Genomic DNA, 20,088 nt, shown 5'->3' with positions numbered 1-20,088 from the left:
ATACAATACAATATATTATACTACAGTTTCGTCAGTAAGATTTGCCAAAAAAATTATTCTTTTCTTATTTTATATCTATATACCATATATCAGCAATGTATTTTCGTAAATTTCTAATACATACTCGTTCATTGTAAGATTGCTGGGAAAAGTGTTGTACATATAGTAGGATGCAAATGAAGAAATAAGATGATAAAAAGCTCGCATAAGCGAGCTTTTTATTAATATACAGATGTATTATTTTCTGACGTATTTTCTAGAATTTCTTTTACACGTCCTAAGAACTTACCACAAATTAGGCCATCTAGTACACGGTGGTCAAGTGATAAACATAAGTTAACCATGTCGCGAGCACCGAACATACCGTTATCCATAATTACTGGACGTTTTACAATTGATTCAACTTGTAAAATAGCCGCTTGTGGGTAATTAATAATACCCATAGATTGAACAGAACCGAATGATCCTGTGTTATTAATTGTAAATGTTCCGCCTTGCATTTCGTCCGCTTTTAACGATTTCGTACGTACTTTTCCTGCAAGCTCTGTAATTTCACGAGCGATACCTTTAATCGTCTTCTCGTCCGCGTGTTTAATTACTGGTACAAATAGTTCATCCTCTGTTGCAACAGCGATAGAAAGGTTAATATCTTTCTTCTGAACGATCTTATCGCCAGCCCACATTGAATTGATTTGAGGATACTCTTTTAACGCTTGTGCTACTGCTTTTACGAAGAAAGCAAAGAACGTTAAATTAAAACCTTCGCGCTTTTTGAAATCACCTTTAATTGAATTACGGTATGACACAAGGTTTGTCACATCTACTTCAATCATCATCCAAGCATGTGGCGCTTCGTGTTTACTACGTAACATGTTCGCTGCAATTGCTTTACGCACACCTGTTACTGGAATTTCGATATCGCCAGGCATTGTTGGTACAGAAACTGGTTTTGCAGCTTCTACTTTTTGTGCTACTGGCGCTGCTTTTGGTGCTTCTGGACGCGCTTCTACTACTGCTGCTGCTACCGCTACCGCTTCCTCTTTCTTCGCACCTGCTTGCGGAATATTTCCAGATTCCACTAGCTTTAAAATATCTTTACGAGTGATACGGCCATTTGCTCCCGTACCTTCTACTAAATCTAAATCAACATTATGCTCACCCGCAAGTTTTAAAACAGCTGGTGAAAAACGTGGTTTTCCATCAGTTGGTTGTTTTGCTTTCGGTGCTTTTTCAGGCGTAGTTATATCTGCCTTTGGTTCTTCTTTTGTTTTTTCCTCAACAGCTGTCGCTGCTACTTCATCTGCGCCTTCTACTTGAATAACACAAACTACTTCACCTACAGCTAACGTCTCACCTTCACCAGCGATTAATTCTTTCACAATACCAGTGAAAGAAGATGGTACTTCAGCATTTACTTTATCAGTCATTACTTCTGCAAGCGGATCATACTTGTTTACGTGATCGCCAACATTAACGAGCCATTTACTAATTGTACCCTCTGTAACGCTCTCCCCGAGCTGAGGCATTGTGATATTTTCTACAGCCATGTATAGTCCCCCCGATTAAAATTCCGCAAGTTCACGCATTGCTTTTTCAACTTTATCTGGATTTACCATAAAGAATTTTTCCATTGTTGGTGCATATGGCATTGCTGGAACGTCTGGACCTGCAAGACGTGCGATTGGCGCATCTAAATCAAACAGACAGTTTTCAGCAATAATTGCTGCCACTTCACTTATAATACTTCCTTCTTTATTGTCTTCTGTTACAAGAAGAACTTTACCTGTTTTAGAAGCCGCTTGAATAATCGCTTCTTTATCTAACGGATATACCGTTCTTAAATCAAGAATGTGTGCAGAGATTCCATCTTGTGCTAACTTCTCAGCTGCTTGAAGAGCAAAGTGAACACATAATCCGTAAGTGATAACAGTAATATCATCACCTTCGCGTTTTACATCTGCTTTTCCGATTGGTAATACATAGTCATCTTCTGGCACTTCACCTTTAATTAAGCGATATGCACGCTTATGCTCAAAGAATAATACTGGATCTTCATCACGAATTGCAGCTTTTAATAAGCCTTTTGCATCATATGGTGTAGAAGGGATAACAATTTTTAAACCTGGTTGGTTTGCAAACATCGCTTCTACAGATTGTGAATGATACAATGCACCGTGAACACCCCCGCCGAATGGCGCACGAATTGTAACTGGACAAGTCCAATCGTTGTTAGAACGATAACGAATTTTTGCTGCCTCAGAAACAATTTGGTTTACTGCTGGCATGATGAAATCAGCAAACTGCATTTCAGCGATTGGACGCATACCATACATTGCCGCACCAATTGCTACCCCAGCAATTGCAGATTCTGCAAGCGGTGCATCAAGCGCACGATCTTCACCAAATTGATCATACAAACCGTGTGTCGCTTTAAACACGCCACCCTTTTTACCAACATCTTCTCCTAAAACGAATACTTTCTCATCGCGTTCCATTTCTTCGCGCATTGCTAATGTAATAGCATCAATATAAGACATTACAGCCATGAAACGTTCCCCCCTATTCTGCGTATACGTGCTTCAATGCATCTTCAGGTGCTGCATACGGAGCATTTTCTGCATATTCTGTTGCTTCATTTACGATATGCATAATTTCGTCTAGCATTTGTTTTTCAAATTCCTCAGTTAACACACCAACTTCTTTTAAATAAGCTGCAAATGTTATAATTGAATCTTTTTTCTTCGCTTCTTCTACCTCTTCTTTATCACGATAAACACGATCATCGTCGTCACTAGAATGTGCTGTCAAACGATATGATACTGCTTCAATTAAAGTCGGACCTTCACCACGACGACCGCGGTCTGCTGCTTCTTTTACAGCTTTATATACTGCAAGCGGATCGTTTCCGTCTATTGTATATCCAGGCATGCCGTAACCAATTGCACGATCTGATACGTTTTTACATGCTAATTGTTTTTCAACTGGAATAGAGATTGCGTATTTATTATTTTCACACATGAAAATAACAGGTAGTTTGTGTACACCAGCAAAGTTTGCTCCTTCATGGAAGTCACCTTGGTTTGAAGAGCCTTCTCCGAATGTAACGAACGTTACTAAATCTTTCTTCTCCATTTTTCCAGCTAGTGCAATACCAACTGCATGTGGTACTTGCGTTGTTACTGGTGATGATCCTGTAACAATACGATTTTTCTTTTGACCGAAGTGACCAGGCATTTGACGACCACCAGAGTTTGGATCTCCAGCTTTTGCGAAAGCAGACAACATAAGCTCTTTAGCTGTCATACCAAACGCTAGTACAACACCCATATCACGGTAGTATGGTAATGCATAATCTTTCTCTCTATCAAGAGCGAACGCCGCTCCAACTTGTGCAGCCTCTTGTCCTTGACAAGAAATTACGAATGGAATTTTACCTGCACGGTTTAATAACCACATACGTTCGTCAATTTTACGTGCAAGTAACATCGTACGGAACATTTCTAATACTTGCTCATCACTTAAGCCAAGCTCTTCATGGCGCTTTTCTTTTACTTCTGCCATTTTTCATAACCTCCTAAATCCACATTTTTATGCGTGTAACGCTCTTCCATCTACAGCAAGTGCAGCTTCACCAATCGCCTCAGATAATGATGGATGCGGATGAATTGTATGTGCTACTTCCCAAGGTGTTGCATCAAGTACTCTTGCAAGACCAGCTTCAGAAATCATATCTGTTACATGTGGTCCGATCATATGAACACCGAGAATGTCATTTGTTTCTTCATCAACTACAAGTTTTACAAAACCGTCTGATTCTCCGTATACAAGTGCCTTTCCGATTGCACGGAATGAGAACTTACCGACTTTTAACTTATAGCCTTTTTCTTTTGCTTCTTGTTCTGTTAAGCCGACAGAAGCAACTTCTGGACTACTATATACGCATTTTGATACCATAGAATAATCAATTGGTGTAACTTCTTTACCAGCGATATGTTCTACTGCAACAATTCCTTCATGAGAAGCAACGTGAGCAAGTTGCAAGCCACCGATTACATCTCCAATTGCGTAAATATGAGATTCCTTCGTTTGATAAAACTCATTTGTTTGAATGTATCCTTTTTCCACAACAATATCTGTGTTCTCTAAGCCCATATTTTGCGTATTCGCTTGTCTTCCGACAGATACAAGCATTTTTTCTGCTTTAAATGCTTTGTTCTCACCGTTATGTTCAGCTTGAATTGTTACTCCATTATCTTTTACCAATGTTTCTGGTAATACTTTTGCACCAGTTACCACTTTAATACCTTTTTTCTTGAATAGACGTTGCATTTCTTTTGAAACGTCATTATCTTCTAGTGGTAATATGTTTTTCGCATATTCTAATACAGTAACTTCTACACCGAAGTCAGCAAGCATAGATGCCCACTCAATACCAATTACACCGCCACCAACGATAATGATTGAGCTAGGAAGCGTTTCCATTTTTAGGGCATGATCCGAAGACATTACATACTCTCCGTCTAACTCTAATCCTGGTAATGAATTTGGACGAGAACCTGTTGCAACAAGCACATTTTTTGGAATTAACATTTCATTCTCTTCTCCACTTGCAAGTTCAACTGAAATTGTACCTGGCATTGGAGAGAAAATAGATGGGCCAAGAATACGGCCAATACCTTCAAACACATCAATTTTACCTTGTTTCATTAAATGCTGAACGCCTTTATGAAGCTGCGTTACAATCTTCTCTTTACGCTCTTGTACTTTAGCAAAGTTTAGTTCTACATTACTTGCAATAACTCCGAACTCTTCTCCTTTTTTAGCAGTTGCGTATACTTCCGCACTACGTAAAAGAGCTTTACTAGGAATACATCCTTTGTGTAAACAAGTACCACCAAGATTTTCTTTTTCAACAAGTGCAGTTTTTAACCCTAGTTGTGATGCACGAATAGCAGCAACATATCCACCAGTACCGCCGCCAACGATGACTAAATCATATTCTCTTGCCATTATCTCAACCCCTAGCTACTGTTTGTTTTTCTCGTACAATATATTCTTTTGGAGCTTCTTCTTCACGTAATACACGAAGTGCTCCTTCTGCTAACGCTTGTAATTCATCTTCTCCTGGATGTACGATAACATCTGCAATCCAGTGAACACGTTCTTTTATTTCATCGACAAGAATTTTACTGTACGCAAGTCCACCAGTTAATACGATTGCATCGATTTTCCCGTGAAGTACAGCACTAGCTCCGCCAATCTCTTTTGCAACTTGATACGCCATTGCTTTATAAATAAGAGTTGCCTCAGGATCACCTTTTTCAACCATTTGTTCTACTTTAATTGCATCGTTTGTACCGATAAGGCTTACAAGTCCACCTTGTCCGACAAGTTTTTTAACCATTTCGTCTCGGTAATACTCACCAGAAAAACACATTTCAACTAATTGTCCTACTGGTACTGTACCAGCACGCTCTGGACTAAATGGTCCTTCTCCGTTTAAGCCATTATTCACATCGATAACTTTTCCTTTTTTATGAGCACCAACTGTAATACCGCCGCCCATATGTGTAACTAATAAATTTAAATCCTCATATTTGTGATTTAATTCATCTGCTACTTTACGAGCAACCGCTTTTTGGTTTAATGCATGGAAGATACTTTTGCGTTCCATACCAGCAATACCACTTATACGAGCAATTGGCTCCATCTCATCTACAACGACAGGATCCACAATGAATGCAGGAATGTTTAATCCAGAAGCAATTTCATATGCTAAAATGCCTCCAAGGTTTGAAGCGTGATGACCACTAAACCCATTTTTCAAATCTTCTAACATCGCATCGTTTACTGTATACGTACCGCCTTCGATTGGACGAAGTAATCCACCACGCCCACAAACAGCGTTTAATTTTGAAATGTTAATACCATGAGAATGTAGAACTTCTAAAATCGTTTCTTTACGAAACTCATATTGGTCGATAATTCGCTTATATTTTCCAATCTGTTCTACGTCATGACGAATAGTTTCTTCTAGAACGGGTCTTTCATTATCAAAAACACCAATCTTTGTGGATGTACTACCTGGGTTAATAACAAGAATTCGATTTACAGACAATGTTGCTACCTCCACTAATAAATTTAAAAGGAAGTGGGAACCTCATAAGAGGTAACCACACCTTTTGTAAAAGTTATATATGAATGATTAGCGACGGCTAATAATGTCGTGACCGTTGCGTAAGTATGTGCTACGAGAGTTTTTCAAGCTTGCAATGCGCTCTTCAGCTAGACGATCTGCTGCTACATAAGTTGCTATGCCATCGCGTTTTGAAATTTCGATTACTTTTGCAATTGTGTCATAAATAGACTCAACACGTTTTAATGCACGTTCTCTATTGTATCCATATAATTCGTCTGCTACGTTAATTACGCCACCTGCATTAATAACATAGTCTGGTGCGTATACAATACCCATTTCATGAATAAGGTCGCCGTGACGATCTTCTTTTAATTGGTTATTTGCAGAACCAGCGATTACTTTTGCTTTAAGTTGTGGAATAGTTTCATCATTAACTGTTGCGCCTAATGCACATGGTGCGTAAATATCACATTCAACACCGTAAATTTCATTTGGCTCAACTGCTGTTGCACCGAATTCTTCTACTGCACGTTGTACAGCTTCTTTATTAATATCTGTAACGATTAATTTTGCTCCTTCAGCGTGTAAATGTTTGCATAGGTGATACGCTACGTTACCAACACCTTGAATAGAAATTACTCTTCCTTCTAGGTTATCTGTACCAAATGCTTCTTTTGCAGCTGCTTTCATACCACGGTAAACACCGTATGCAGTTACTGGAGATGGGTTACCAGAAGAACCGAATGATGGTGAAATCCCTGTTACAAAATCAGTTTCCTCATGGATAATATCCATATCATCTACTGTTGTACCAACATCTTCAGCTGTAATGTAACGTCCGTTTAGTCCTTGAATGTAGCGTCCTAATGCACGGAACATCGCTTCGCTTTTATCTTTACGTGGATCACCGATAATTACTGTTTTTGCACCACCTAAATTTAAACCAGCTGCTGCATTTTTGTATGTCATCCCTTTTGCAAGACGCAATGCATCTTCAATCGCCGCTTCTTCAGAATCATATGTCCACATTCTTGTTCCACCAAGAGCTGGTCCAAGTGTTGTATCATGGATTGCAATGATTGCTTTTAAACCAGATTCTTTATCTTGACAAAATACCACTTGCTCATAATCATATTTTTCTAAGTATTCGAAGATTTCTAATGTCATTGTCGTTTCCCCCTAATTGTTTTACCCTATTTGGTTTATTTTGAAGCAGTCGCAACTGCCAATGCTAATGAATATACTTTTGTTTCTGCTGAATCAGCACGTGATGTTAAAACAATCGGTGCTTTAGCGCCAGCAATCATCGCTCCTACCTTTGCATTTGCAAAATAGACGAGTGATTTATATAGCACATTTCCAGCTTCAATCGTTGGGACGAGTAAAATGTCTGCCTTACCTGCTACATCACTTACTATGCCTTTATGTTCTGCTGCAATTTGTGATACTGCATTATCTAAAGCAAGTGGTCCATCAACGACACAATTTTTAATTTGTCCGCGGCGATTCATTTGAGTTAACATCGCTGCATCAATTGTCGCTTGCATCGCAGGATTAACAACCTCTACCGCTGCAATTGGCGCTACCTTTGGCAAATCAATTCCTATTGCCTGGGCAACTTCTACAGTATTTTGTATAATAGCAGCTTTTTGTGTTACATCAGGTGCAATGTTCATCGCTGCGTCTGTAACAAAAATAAGACGATCGTAATTTGGAACTTCAAACGCTGCAACATGTGAAAGCACGCTGCCCTTACGAAGTCCCCACTCTTTATTTAATACAGCTTTCAAAATATTTGCTGTTGGGATGTTCCCCTTCATTAGCACATCTGCTTCGCCATTGCTTACAGATTTAACAGAAAGTTCTGCAGCCTCAGCACTTGACGCTGCTGCAATCACTTCAATATGTTCTGAAGTTTGTAGCCCATGCTCTTGTAGCATCCCTATTATTTTCTCTTGATTTCCATATAGACGAAATTGAGCTAGCTGTAACTTGATTGCTTTCGCTACAGCTTCAATTACTTCATGATCTTCAGCTACTGCTACAGCCACAGTTTTTTTAGGCTGTCCTGCTGCTTGATCAATTAAGTGTTCTAACTTCATATTTTGTAATCAACCCTTTCCGTCGTCCCTCGTCTATTCATTAAGCAAATACCGTGCCAACTTTTAAAAGTGGTCTTACCAATAATGAAAACGCATTCAAAATGCAGTAAAATCAATACTTTGGAAAACAACGAAATATTCTGTCTCGTTTTGTCGCTTTTTGTATACCACGCAATAAATTGCACGGTACGCAATTTATTGCATGCTATTTTTTGCACAGTCATACTTTTCTAGCTTGTAATATAAGTTTCGAACTGAAATTCCTAACGCTTTTGCAGTCTTCGTTTTGTTCCCATCAAATTTCTCTAAATATTCACGGATAATATTCCCCTCAAATTCTGTCACTAGGTGTTCAAGGGCCTTCTCTTCTAATTCAGGTAATAAATTATTTTGTTTCGTCTCTACTTGTTCTTCTTTATGTAAAGGCGGTAAATGATGTACATCAATATATATCTCGTTATAATTCATAAAGATAATAGCTCGTCCTAAAATATTTTCAAGTTCCCTAACATTCCCTGGCCATTCATATGATTGTAAATACGAAACGGCTGAATCGGTGAGTCCTTCTACATTACGACCATAGTCTTGATTAATTTTTTGAATTAACCTTTCTGCAATCGCTGGTATATCTCCTTTACGCTGACGAAGGGAAGGAATTTGAATCGGGATTTTATTTAAACGATAATATAAGTCCTCTCTGAAATTCCCTTCTAAAATAGCTTTTTCTAAATTCACGTGCGTCGCAGCGATCACTCGAACATTAATAGGTATCGCTTTCGTTCCCCCTACTTTCACAATTTCCTTTTCTTGTAGCACACGAAGGAGCTTCGCTTGCGTATTTGCAGATAACTCTCCGATTTCATCTAAAAAAACACTTCCATTATTCGCTTCTTCAAAGAATCCTCGTTTCCCGCCTCTTTTCGCTCCAGAAAACGCACCTTCCTCATAACCGAATAATTCACTTTCTAATAAGGTCTCAGAAATAGCAGCACAGTTTACTCGTACAAACTTATTGTATTTTCGATTACTACTGTTATGAATAGCGTGTGCAAATAACTCTTTCCCCGTACCAGATTCCCCTCTAAGCAATACTGTTGCCGGTGTATTCGCTCCAAGTTTTGCTTGTTCAATAGCTGCCGTCGTTTCATCTGAATCACCAACAATATCATCAAATGAATATTTCGCTTCTAACGTTCGAATAATTTGTCTTGCCCTATTCAATTCATTTGTTAACTTTTGAATTTCTGATACATCGCGAATTACCCCGACGCTCCCTTTCAATATTCCATCGACAATAACCGGTGCTACGTTTACAATTACATCTCGCTTTTTTTGCCCAATCTTCATATGTATTCCTCGTACCGCTCGGCGCGTCCGAAGTACTTTCATATGCATACTTTCACCTTCCACAATATCAGTTGTAGCCGGCTTCCCAATAATTTCTTCTTCAGTCAAACCCGTTAACTTCGTATAAGCAGGGTTTATAACTAGTCCTCTTCCTTTCTCATCAACAACCGAAATTGCTTCCTCAGATGAGTTAATAATCGCCTCAAGTAGCGTTTGAATTTCTTTTAAGTCTGTAACTTCTTCCGCTAAATCTACAACTTCTGTAATGTCTTTAAAAATCGCAAATGCCCCTTGAACCTCTCCACCTTCTTTTAATATCGGAATACGCGTTGTAATAATCTTTTTTTCATTCTCTAACGTCAGTTCATGATTCACTTCTATTTTTTTCGTGCGTATAATACGAAGCAACTTACTCGTTGGAATAACTTCTAAAATATATTTCCCTATTGCTTCCTCTTTTTTATATCCAGTAATACGCTCTGCGCTTTTATTAAACAGACGAACTTGTCCCTCTTGGTCTATAACAATCATACCGTCATGCGTTGAATTTAAAATTAAATTCCCTTGTTGCGTCTGTTCTTCTAGCTTTCCAATTAAACTTTCCTTCTCGTGCGCTAGTCTCGTAACAATTTTTGCAATATCCCCTGGTATAAGAAGGGTGTCTTTATGCTTGCTTCCCAATAAAACTTTATGTAAATCATAATCACCTGTCATATCAAACATTACATCAATATGCATAGAAAGAAACGGAGTTACACTATCACCAATCGGAGTCCCATATTCCTTTGCGATTTGTAATCCTTTCGCAATTGGATTACTATCAATAACTCCTATAATTTGAAATATATTCGAATTTTGCAACAGACTCAGCAGTGTACTCCCACCTTCACCTGCTCCAACAATTAACACATTTTGTTTCATACATTACACTTCCTCTCGAAGTATCTCTGCAAAATTTTTCACATTCTTATCTTACTCGTTCAGCAACCTCTTGACAAACCCCCATTCCATATAACATCATTAAAATACACAAAATAATCTGAAAAGGAGCGTTATGTATGCAGCGTTACCTCGCTCTATTATTAGCACTCATCCCCATTTCATTAGCCGTGCTTGGTATTAAACTGATGAGAGATACTGTATTTGGGATTTTGTTCTCCCCAATCCCTATATTATGGTTACAATTTTTAATCGGCGCTCTTTGCTTCGCACTCGGGTTTTATATCTTCGGCGGCTTCGTCTTACACAGAGATCGTAAGAGAAATAAAGTACAAGCACGCTTCAGAAGATAAAACAAAGTTTTCACATATCATAAATAAAAAATGAGACCATTATATTAGGTCTCATTTTTTTATCGGTAATAAAGTTCTTGCTGTTTCAGGATAATCAGTAATAATCGCTGATATATTCATATCAAAATATTTACGCATAAGCGTTTCTTCATTTATCGTGTAAGGACGAACCTCCACACCACTTCCCATCGTTAATTCAGCGATAGCATCTTGAAGATAACGATAATTCGGATGTACTGCAGTAGCACCCATCTTTTTTGCATATGCCCACGGGCTATGCAAACCTTCACGATACAAAATAGCTGTTTGAATATCAGGAGCCATCATATGACATCGCTTCATACTGTAGTGATTAAAAGAAGAAAACACAATCCGATCCTCTAGACTAAACTTACGTACAAGTGTTATAACCTCTTCTTCTAAACCTCTGTATGGGATTTTATTATTTTTCAGTTCAATATTGAGTAGCAATTTCGTTTTTGCGAGCCATTCTAACACCTCTTCTAGAAGAGGTATTTTGCAAAAACCTACTTTGTCACCGAATTTATAACTCGCATCCAACTTACATAAATCCTCATATAAATAATTTCGAACCGCACCTTTTCCATTTGTTGTCCGATCCACCGTTTCATCATGAATAACAACAACTTTTCCATCTTTCGTGAATTGAACATCGAGTTCAATTCCGTCTGCCCCGAAAGCCTCCGCTGCTTCAAATGAAATCATTGTATTTTCCGGATACGTTCCCGCCGCACCACGATGCGCAAATATAAGAGTCATCCTCACTCCCCCAATCTTATGCTATACTATACGAAAAAGGAGGTACTTCTATGAGACCATTACAAATTTCTCCAGACACTGCAGTCCGCCTATCAAAAGCGTTAGGTGTTCCACTTGAACAACTTATGCATATGCCACAGCATATTTTAATCCAAAAGTTAGTTGAATTAGAAAAACAAAATAAAGACGAAGAATAATATAGTCCTGTTTTGCAGGGCTTTTTATTATCATCTATTATATCATGGATGACTTCCCCACTAAAATCCTTTAACAGATGTACTACGATGCGATTTAGCCTTCACTTCATCATTTAATAATGAATTATATATCTTCTTTTTTGTTACAAGTCATAAAGAAAGCAGAATATTTATTCACAAGTCACCATTGCCCCCTTAAAGCAAGGTAATAAAAAAACTAGAAGCCCTTCATATTATTTTTTATTGAACGTGCGGAGTATCCCCTGATTCGTATAGTTCTTTCGCTTTTTCCTCCCCGAATGTAGTTAAAATATAATGTTGCTCTTCTACCGCATCCATCGCTCTAGTGGCTTTACAAACATTACCCTCTTGAGCATCCGAGAAAAAATTGTGATCTTCTACAATTTTACTAAAATCTTTTTTCGCCCATCTATCAGCAATTGCTACAAGCTCATTTTTCTTCGCAAAACTACTCTTATTTATGATTTTTTTTAATTTTTCAGCGTTATTTTGAATCATTGGGATGGATCCCGATTTTCGTTCTGCCACTACTTTTTGATGAGTCATGTGATACATCGCTGTAATGACTTCGCTTTCAGTAGAATTTTCAGTAACATACACATCAACAAAGACTCCATCTACCTCTCTACCTACTATCGTTGGGTCTTCTTTTTTATCTATTTGAGCACTCACTTCTTTATCTACTGGATTATCGGCAAGCTCTAACATTCCAAATGTAACTGCAACAGCAAGAACTCCCATAGCTGCTACTATTCCTAGCCAAGTTAATATTTTGTTTTTCATTTCCCTTCTCCCTCTGTATACCTATTTAATTACCTTAAAAAACTCACTTATATGTAATATTACTAAAAACAGGTTTTATTTTCCATAATATCAAACAACCCTTTTTATCTACCCAAATAATTTTGATAAAATCGATATCACTTCTCCCTCTTTTTCTCAACAAAATAAAAAGACCAACGAATTCTAAAATTCATTGGTCATTAAATAAAAGTTTATTGGTTTTAAAATTGATATCGAGTATAAATTTCAAGAATTATTAAGCTCTACTAAAACTTAAATCCCTTACTACTTTTCCTCTCAGCTAGCCTTATGTTCAAGTCTTAGCTTATCCGCAACCATTGCGATGAACTCGGAAGATATTGGCTTGTTTCACTCATTTTATATGGTAAAAACGCATAAACATTGCGTTTTCAAATTCAATATTTTGATACACACCCTTTTAGTTTATTGGCATGCATTCATTAATTTGTTTCATTGCAATCATTATATCATCACCTCTGTTTCGGAAACAAGAAAAGCTTTCTAAAATAAAAACTTCATATATATAGAAGAAACTAAAAAAATGACAGCCGTTTTTCTTTTAACGACTGTCCAAATGACACATTAAATTAAATTAGGAGGTTTTTATACAAGAAATTATTTAGAGCAAAACAGAAGAGATACAGGCGTGTGTTCACATCCTTTCATTTCATAATACTTGTTACAATACTATTATATTGAAATGCTGGTGGATGTAAGGACGATGGCTAAATAAAAATGAAAAGAAACCAAAAAATAACACCCATCATCAATTAAGATAATGGGCATATAAAAGTAGAATTTTTTATTTATATTCAAAGGCAATTTCTTCTAGATATTCAGGCATTGTTTCACTTAAATCATCACAAATATTTTTATGTCCTTCCCAAAGACCTTTATCCGACTTATATAAAGATTTTAAACTTTCTTTTAAATGTCTAGGAGGATATGAAGTGGAAATAGCACTATTCAAAGTACTTACTATAGTATTATCGAATCCAAAATAAATAATATAATATAGCACTAATTCTTTATTTCTATTTCCAAACTTAAAGTCATAAACAATGTTATCACATACAAATGCACTATGATAAAATGCATCAAAAAATCCTTTAGCTTTTAAAATCATTATATCCACTTCGCTTATTTTTCTTCCAAAAGCAAAAGGATTTTGGCTAAATATTTCTGTCGAAATATTTTCAAACATATGTTTAAATAATTCTTCTAATTGTGCTTCTGGTATTAAATTATTTCGAATCATATCTATAAATATTTGATAGTCCGTAGAATTTGAAAATTCTTCTTTCCATAAAACTCTCAAAAACTCTGATTCTCCATCGAAATATTTTATAACGGTAGAATCTCTTCTCAAAAACATCATTGTAAAATCACGGTTCTCTTTTAAAAACTCAATAAGAATTTTAGTTCTATCCGTTGGTAAAGTAAACAGCCCTGACCAAATCAAAGCCAAATTCGCATCTAATGGCATAAAAAGAAATGGGCCTCTCTTAGTATTAGTTATTTTTAATAGCTGCCCTAAAAAATCCTTGTAATCAATTAATTCTACAGCAAACGGGATTTGCTTTGTAATTGGTTCAATATCTGCCCCTACTGGAGTAATAGATGGATTTAAATAATTTATAATTTGTTCAATGATATGTGCTTGTCCACCATTAACCACAAATTTTGATAAATTAGATTCTGTGAATAACCAAAAACTCTCCACATGTGGATAATCTATGGCATTTCCTTTGGCATGAGCACAGTCATTTCTTCGATTCTTCCAATAAAAATATTGTTCGTATAAATCTTCAGATAACTTAAATACAGGCTTTTTCTTATCTTTTATAATTTCTATTATTTTCTTTTCCCAGCTATCATCATTTTGTAATTGTTTTTGAATGTAATTCCATTCGGAATCCTTATAATTTTCTGGCGTCTTTGATACTAACATTCGATGTTTAATTACCGTTTGAAAACCCAAAAATGAAAAAAGAAGAGCCGCTCGATATGCTGATGCTTTATAACATTTTACACTCTCACTGAATAAATCCTTCGCTTCATCTTCCATTTCTTGATTATCTAACCATTCTGAAAATCTCAATCTCATTTTTAACACTCATTTCTTTTTTCATTTTCTATATTTAGATTTAATACATTAACGGACCCAATTGAACGATTCCCTCAATTTCTTTTAAACTATCAAGAGGACACTTTTCAATAAACTCTTGATATATAGTTCTATTGGTTAATAAAACTACAGCCTCTGATAAATCAAAATGAAATTCATTTTCTGGTAAACGCCATTCTTTTTCATGTGTCCAATCTATAATATTATCGTCTTGTGATAAATCAAGGTTTACAATTCTCCACCATTCATCTTTAGGCAAAATATCTTTCGCTATTTCTTTTTTCTCATAAAAAACTGGCCTTCCACCACTTTTAAAAATATATGTTTTTGGAAATGCGAGTCCTATTCCTCTATATCTAACTTTATTTCCTAATTCTTTTCTAAAGTCTTGTTCATGAACAATATTTTGAACAATACCGTGTATAGGAGCATCTTGAAAACAAATTGCTTTTTTGCTTCCCATAATAAACCCTGATTCTGTAGAACTTCCATTCAATTTCCTTTCTTTGATTATTTTAAGCAATCTATCCAAAGCTGACATAATAATTTTTCCATCTTCATTTTCTTCGGGTTTTGTTAAATGATATACATACCCACCCAAATCTGAGCGATATTTAATTCTTCTTTCCCATTTTTCCCAGTCATATCCCATCGAATCATTTCACCCCATATATTTTTTCATAATTATAATTTGATATTAAGACAATTTAATAGTTTATTCAATTCTCTCTGCTTCCGTATAAATCTATAACATATCTAAAATTCATTTTTCTTTCCGTTTGTCACACTTATACAACATTTAATTTTAATATAAAAATAAACCACTGCACATTACATACAGTGGCTAGATATTTTAGAAATCAGGGAATGGGTCATTCAGAATATCCGTCGGTGTTTTTGGAATTTCTGGTACTTTAGGAACTCTTGGTGCCTTTTCTTTTGTTTCAGTTTTCTTAATTGATTTTCTTGTTCGTTTTTTAGCTGGTTCTTTTTTAGCAGTTTTTTGTTCGTTTTGTAATTCCGCAATTACCTCTTCACGGATTTTTTGTTTGTATCGTTCAGCGCCTTGTTCACGCTGACGTTTCCACATTTCTTTTTGCTCCAATTTCGCAAGCACCAATTCGTCGATGTTATTGCAAATACGAATCATGTTATTCACGATTGTTTTTGCTCCTACACGTTTAATTTTATCAAGGAAGACAAAACCGATATAATATCCATCATCATCGACTAATCCACTTCTGTAAAATTCTGTTTCAAGAACATATTGACCATTTTCAATCCAAATTTTGAATGTAACATCATCATTCGCATCTACATACAGAGAACCATTACGATAACCGCTCACTTGGTATTCCATTTTCTCAAGTTCCAAGAAAAATGCCATTTCTTTAAATGCTTTCATTTGTCTTTCATGTTTTCTTTCCAATTTTGCTTCCATCATTTCTAAGTTTTTCATTTCAATTTCCTCCAATAATTTAATGTTTTGTGTGTAATCGTTTGTGATTACAAAACTATTGTATTGAAGTGAAATGAAATGTAAGGTGGCTAAACAAAATTTTTCGGAATTTTTTCTACCGTTTATTTCGTTCAGTATCGCATTTTTATTTATAACGTAATACCAAATATCATAAACGCACCAAAATGAAATGCTTGTCAATCTGGTGCATTTGGTGTAATCCTATTATGATTTCATATCAATTTTAAGTTTTTCATGGTCATGTTCATCAATCAAGAATGATAAACATTCATTTTCAAATTCCACTTTACATTCAATTTCCGTTACAGCATCTGTTTCCTCTTGTGGTTCTAAAGAAATTTGAATGTGTTCGTTTATCATGATTTCAAACCCTGATGACCGATATTGAAAATCGTAATTGTCATTCGTTAAGGAATGATGTAATACATGTATCACTTCCGCCATATGTGGAAGCATCATTCGTACCTCATCTAACTTGGAAAAAATCTCTTCAATGTGTTCATTGGTGTAATTCAGCATGTTAATATGAGCTTCATTCCCTTTTAACGATTCACTGTAAAATTCTTTCCACTGTTTTTCCCATGTGTTAATTGTTTCTGTTTTCATTGTTAATTCCTCCATTGAATTATAATTTGATTCATTCGTGTAATTGGAGGTATTCGTGTAATTTGTCGAATATTGTCATATCCGATATATTTCATATTAACAATAAATGTGAACCGTATCAAGAGAAATAATTTATGCAATCAATTCCTTTTCGGCATCCAATTTCTTTTTAGCAATTATTTCATCCAATCTCATTTCAGCAGCCACTTTTTCTATCTCTGAAACACCAGCTCTCAATTGTTCAATTTCCTCTAAAGTAGCATGTAAAAGTTTATTCCCTGTGCCCATATGTTTCTCACAAATTTTATTAAGTAAGTTATATTCCTCAGCTCGATGGAATTTAACACCTAACGCTTTAGCTTTTTGTTTCAAATGTTCATGTTCTTCCTGAAGCTCCTCAATTTTTTCAATATCCGATTCAGTCGTAGTATCGTTATTATTAACAGTCGTTTCCACCTCTTTTTCTGTTTCAGATTTCATTTCTTCTTTTTCATTTTTTGTTTCTTCAGCTGGAACTTCCTCATCTTTTTGGACTTCTACTTTTTCAATGCCTCCTGTAACTTCTGTTTTTGTGATTTTCACTCTATCATTGTTATTGATTTCAATTTTCCCCACATTTTTTTCAAGTATAAATGAAGTGCGACCAAATCCTTTAAGTATTGTCGTTTCGATATCTTGTTTTGATAATGTTTTTTTCATTTTATATTGTGACAGGTCAAATAACACCGCCACATCATTCACCTTGTAATATACTTGTCCACCATAGATAACTCGATTTAACATAATAAATTCCTCCATTTGATTTAATTTGATTTTTATATGTAAAGCTGTAGTACAAGCGCTTGTTTGTCTTTTACACCGCTATTGTATTGACCACTTTCTAAAGTGGAAAGCTGAAATCGTGTCTAAATTGTGAACAAATATATATTGTTTCTTCAAGTCAAGTTTCTTTATATATAAGTGCAAATACACAACAATAACAGAACGTATATTCCATAATTAGTGATATAATGGAATAAATTGAAAAAGGGGTGTTTGCGATGCTAATCAAATTTTTTGAACCACAATACGTTCAAATGTTCTTAGATGGGAATTTGTATTTCAAAAATACAGGTTATTTTATCGACTTAGAAAAAAAGTATGGTGATAAAGGAATTGGCGATAAATATGAAGGTTCTCACCTTCGACATTTTGACCCAACAAAAGGGGAAATTAGTATTGGGCTCCCAGGTGGACAAATGCACAAAATAAATGTTACTAAAGGATTCTTTACTCAAACATATGAAGTAGTCCGTCAATTTCAATTAACTTGTTTTGCTGGTATTTTTGACGAAGAAATGGAACATGTTGATGAAAATACAGATAAAATAAAAAGTGAAATAATAGAACATCTGAAAAAAGAATTTCCTGATAGAGTACCAGTATTGATATTAAATGAAAAAGAATATTTTAAGAAACTGGACAATGCTTTGATGGAAAAAGGAATTGGGGCATATCATGGTTTTGTTAAATATTTTGATGAACATGCGGAAACCCCATTAAAAAGAGAAGAATATGAAAAAGATATGACTCAAGCATTCTTTTACAAAAGAAAATTCTTCAACGCACAAAAAGAGTATCGCGTTATAACTTCACATCCTGTAGAAGGCGATTCATTAACAGTAAATCTCGGTGACATTAGTAATGATGTTTTGAATTTGGAAAGCGCAGATACTTTGGAAAAAATTAAAATAAGAAAAGTCGAAGAGGGTTTTACACTTACTATAGAGGGTGAATGATATGAAAAAGCCACCTGTTATAATGCGACAGGTGGTAATCAGGTTACTACCTTGTATCAACAATAATGATACAAGGTACTCGTGAAACACGAGGTACTTGTTATAAAAAAAGGAAGCTGTATTTTATTGCTTCCTTTTAAAAATATCTAAAATAGTAAATTATTAATATGGGTCAATTTTATTTAATTTTTCAATAAACGGAAGAAGACCTCTTTCCCTAAAATCCATAATGTCTTCATACCAATCATAGCTACATAAACCTGCTACCGGACCACGCTGAGCATCACATTCACTTGTATACCCTAATCCGTAGGGGTATTCTAATTCTTCTTGTAATCTTTTTATTAATAAAGGTCCCCCATCGGCAATCCCGGATGCATTTAATAAGCCACTACCGTTAATAATCTTACATTCATCCGTATAAAATCCTTTTACTTCTAGCTCCGCCACAATTGCTTGCAATTGTTCAAGAGTAAGATTTTCAATAGTTTCTTTAATATGCTTGCCCATAGAATTCACTTCCCAGTTATGTATTTTTTGTGAATATATTTTAATTATACATCAGAATAAAAGGAAGTAAGAAATTATTTATATTAAATGTTTTGAAAATTTTTGTGGAAATAGGGAGTCGTGAAACACGACCTCCTTCAGCACAATAACCGCTAGTTATAGGGCATAATTTTAAATTAGACCCTTTTGTTATTTCAAAAGGGTCTGTTATCTATACAGTCCCTGCATTTCATATTCTTTTATCATTTCTTCACGTTGTAGTCGACGTTCTTCACGTTCCTGTTCTTGCCTTATAGTTCTATCATCTTTATGAAATAAGTCGTCCCACACCATCATAGTGAACGTTATCATCATTATTATGACCGACACGAATAATAATATCGTTTCAATTCTTTCTCTCATTTTTTATGCTTCTCTTGATACAATCTTTCTTGCCATTCAACTATAGCCAGCATATCTTGTATTAATTCAGGAGTTTCCTCGAAGACAAATATCTGGTATTTTTCATTGGAACGGTTACGCATCGTATGATGCAAATTGTGGTTTAGCTTTATTAATTCAATCGCAATGGATTTCTTGTAAATATTCTTTAGCTTCGGTTTCTCCTTCTTCATTTGTATTTCTCCTTTGGTAATTTCAATATTCGTAGGGTCTGTATTTCTTTCTAAGTTCAATCAGCTCTTTTTTCTTTTTTATCAAATCATCTCGTAGGAACACACTCGTCGCCCCAGTACGAATAACAGGCTCTATTTTCCCTTGCTTGATTAACATATTGAGCCTTGGTCTCGATATTTCGAGGAAAGCTAGAGCATCAGCTGTAAGCATGACTTCTTCTTGTACGAATTTCCGTTTATCAAATTTCTGTAAAACATATAAATCATTCATGCTGTCATTCCTCCTTTTT

General features: G+C 35.5%; 22 protein-coding genes and 1 pseudogene. 3 read left to right on the top strand and 20 right to left on the bottom strand.

Annotation, left to right across the window (positions count from 1 at the left end; genetic code table 11):
• Positions 1–221: 221 nt before the first annotated feature.
• From AC0IXC_RS10990 to AC0IXC_RS10955, 8 genes are all read right to left on the bottom strand, one after another.
• A complete protein-coding gene (locus AC0IXC_RS10990; protein ID WP_340813200.1) occupies positions 222–1,547 on the bottom strand; it encodes a dihydrolipoamide acetyltransferase family protein in 1,326 nt (441 codons plus the stop codon).
• Positions 1,548–1,562: 15 nt separating this feature from the next.
• Positions 1,563–2,546: a 3-methyl-2-oxobutanoate dehydrogenase subunit beta gene (bfmBAB, locus tag AC0IXC_RS10985; RefSeq protein ID WP_471652900.1), complete on the bottom strand. Its 984-nt coding sequence runs from the start codon at positions 2,544–2,546 to the stop codon at positions 1,563–1,565.
• Between the two features lie 13 nt (positions 2,547–2,559).
• A complete protein-coding gene (bfmBAA, locus tag AC0IXC_RS10980; protein ID WP_002033961.1) occupies positions 2,560–3,561 on the bottom strand; it encodes a 3-methyl-2-oxobutanoate dehydrogenase subunit alpha in 1,002 nt (333 codons plus the stop codon).
• Positions 3,562–3,588: 27 nt separating this feature from the next.
• Positions 3,589–5,010: a dihydrolipoyl dehydrogenase gene (lpdA, locus tag AC0IXC_RS10975; RefSeq protein WP_002033960.1), complete on the bottom strand. Its 1,422-nt coding sequence runs from the start codon at positions 5,008–5,010 to the stop codon at positions 3,589–3,591.
• A 4-nt stretch (positions 5,011–5,014) separates the two neighbouring features.
• The gene (gene buk / locus AC0IXC_RS10970; protein WP_002088555.1) at positions 5,015–6,118 is read right to left on the bottom strand and encodes a butyrate kinase; all 1,104 of its coding nucleotides are present in this window, start codon (positions 6,116–6,118) and stop codon (positions 5,015–5,017) included.
• A gap of 87 nt (positions 6,119–6,205) precedes the next feature.
• A complete protein-coding gene (locus tag AC0IXC_RS10965; RefSeq protein ID WP_002015088.1) occupies positions 6,206–7,306 on the bottom strand; it encodes a leucine dehydrogenase in 1,101 nt (366 codons plus the stop codon).
• Positions 7,307–7,341: 35 nt separating this feature from the next.
• Positions 7,342–8,241 (bottom strand): phosphate butyryltransferase, encoded by a 900-nt coding sequence (gene yqiS, locus AC0IXC_RS10960; RefSeq protein WP_002033959.1) that lies wholly within the window; start codon positions 8,239–8,241, stop codon positions 7,342–7,344.
• Positions 8,242–8,436: 195 nt separating this feature from the next.
• Positions 8,437–10,509 carry a sigma-54 interaction domain-containing protein gene (locus AC0IXC_RS10955; RefSeq protein ID WP_044442647.1) on the bottom strand — a complete coding sequence of 691 codons (2,073 nt, stop codon included), beginning with the start codon at positions 10,507–10,509 and terminating at the stop codon, positions 8,437–8,439.
• Positions 10,510–10,646: 137 nt separating this feature from the next.
• On the opposite strand from AC0IXC_RS10955, the gene AC0IXC_RS10950 reads away from it, so the two are divergent.
• Positions 10,647–10,880, top strand: coding sequence for a DUF2627 domain-containing protein (locus tag AC0IXC_RS10950; RefSeq protein ID WP_001190193.1), 234 nt, complete (start codon positions 10,647–10,649; stop codon positions 10,878–10,880).
• A gap of 51 nt (positions 10,881–10,931) precedes the next feature.
• On the opposite strand, the gene AC0IXC_RS10945 is transcribed toward AC0IXC_RS10950, so the two are convergent.
• The gene (locus AC0IXC_RS10945) at positions 10,932–11,660 is read right to left on the bottom strand and encodes a glycerophosphodiester phosphodiesterase (protein ID WP_002033957.1); all 729 of its coding nucleotides are present in this window, start codon (positions 11,658–11,660) and stop codon (positions 10,932–10,934) included.
• A 50-nt stretch (positions 11,661–11,710) separates the two neighbouring features.
• On the opposite strand from AC0IXC_RS10945, the gene AC0IXC_RS10940 reads away from it, so the two are divergent.
• Complete coding sequence (locus AC0IXC_RS10940) at positions 11,711–11,857, top strand: YycC family protein (protein WP_001247671.1); 147 nt, start codon at positions 11,711–11,713, stop codon at positions 11,855–11,857.
• Between the two features lie 240 nt (positions 11,858–12,097).
• Here the strand turns inward: AC0IXC_RS10940 and AC0IXC_RS10935 are convergent, their stop codons facing one another.
• The 7 genes and pseudogenes from AC0IXC_RS10935 to AC0IXC_RS10905 all read right to left on the bottom strand — a co-directional run bounded on the left by AC0IXC_RS10935 (position 12,098) and on the right by AC0IXC_RS10905 (position 17,679).
• On the bottom strand, positions 12,098–12,661 hold the full coding sequence (locus tag AC0IXC_RS10935; RefSeq protein ID WP_002033955.1) for a PRK06770 family protein: 564 nt from the start codon (positions 12,659–12,661) through the stop codon (positions 12,098–12,100).
• Between the two features lie 297 nt (positions 12,662–12,958).
• Positions 12,959–13,027: pseudogene (locus tag AC0IXC_RS10930) on the bottom strand (sporulation initiation factor Spo0A C-terminal domain-containing protein); the annotation flags it as partial.
• 457 nt (positions 13,028–13,484) lie between these two features.
• Positions 13,485–14,789, bottom strand: a complete 1,305-nt coding sequence (locus AC0IXC_RS10925) for a hypothetical protein (protein ID WP_471652899.1) — start codon at positions 14,787–14,789, stop codon at positions 13,485–13,487.
• 40 nt (positions 14,790–14,829) lie between these two features.
• Positions 14,830–15,462 (bottom strand): DUF2971 domain-containing protein, encoded by a 633-nt coding sequence (locus AC0IXC_RS10920; RefSeq protein WP_471652898.1) that lies wholly within the window; start codon positions 15,460–15,462, stop codon positions 14,830–14,832.
• A gap of 201 nt (positions 15,463–15,663) precedes the next feature.
• Positions 15,664–16,269 (bottom strand): hypothetical protein, encoded by a 606-nt coding sequence (locus tag AC0IXC_RS10915; protein WP_471652897.1) that lies wholly within the window; start codon positions 16,267–16,269, stop codon positions 15,664–15,666.
• A gap of 225 nt (positions 16,270–16,494) precedes the next feature.
• The gene (locus tag AC0IXC_RS10910) at positions 16,495–16,896 is read right to left on the bottom strand and encodes a hypothetical protein (RefSeq protein WP_471652896.1); all 402 of its coding nucleotides are present in this window, start codon (positions 16,894–16,896) and stop codon (positions 16,495–16,497) included.
• A 132-nt stretch (positions 16,897–17,028) separates the two neighbouring features.
• Positions 17,029–17,679, bottom strand: a complete 651-nt coding sequence (locus tag AC0IXC_RS10905; RefSeq protein WP_471652895.1) for a hypothetical protein — start codon at positions 17,677–17,679, stop codon at positions 17,029–17,031.
• Positions 17,680–17,936: 257 nt separating this feature from the next.
• Between AC0IXC_RS10905 and AC0IXC_RS10900 the strand changes: the two genes are divergently transcribed.
• Complete coding sequence (locus AC0IXC_RS10900) at positions 17,937–18,674, top strand: hypothetical protein (RefSeq protein ID WP_471652894.1); 738 nt, start codon at positions 17,937–17,939, stop codon at positions 18,672–18,674.
• Positions 18,675–18,836: 162 nt separating this feature from the next.
• Here the strand turns inward: AC0IXC_RS10900 and AC0IXC_RS10895 are convergent, their stop codons facing one another.
• From AC0IXC_RS10895 to AC0IXC_RS10880, 4 genes are all read right to left on the bottom strand, one after another.
• Complete coding sequence (locus AC0IXC_RS10895; RefSeq protein WP_471652893.1) at positions 18,837–19,184, bottom strand: hypothetical protein; 348 nt, start codon at positions 19,182–19,184, stop codon at positions 18,837–18,839.
• A 207-nt stretch (positions 19,185–19,391) separates the two neighbouring features.
• Positions 19,392–19,586 carry a hypothetical protein gene (locus AC0IXC_RS10890; protein ID WP_471652892.1) on the bottom strand — a complete coding sequence of 65 codons (195 nt, stop codon included), beginning with the start codon at positions 19,584–19,586 and terminating at the stop codon, positions 19,392–19,394.
• Positions 19,583–19,798, bottom strand: a complete 216-nt coding sequence (locus tag AC0IXC_RS10885; RefSeq protein WP_471652891.1) for a hypothetical protein — start codon at positions 19,796–19,798, stop codon at positions 19,583–19,585. The genes AC0IXC_RS10890 and AC0IXC_RS10885 overlap by 4 nt, the downstream gene beginning before the upstream one ends.
• 22 nt (positions 19,799–19,820) lie before the next feature.
• Complete coding sequence (locus AC0IXC_RS10880) at positions 19,821–20,069, bottom strand: hypothetical protein (protein ID WP_059037417.1); 249 nt, start codon at positions 20,067–20,069, stop codon at positions 19,821–19,823.
• Positions 20,070–20,088: the final 19 nt, after the last annotated feature.

The sequence above is a fragment of the Bacillus sp. AC266 genome, from assembly GCF_979253805.1.
This window is presented reverse-complemented; position numbering and strand designations above follow the sequence as displayed.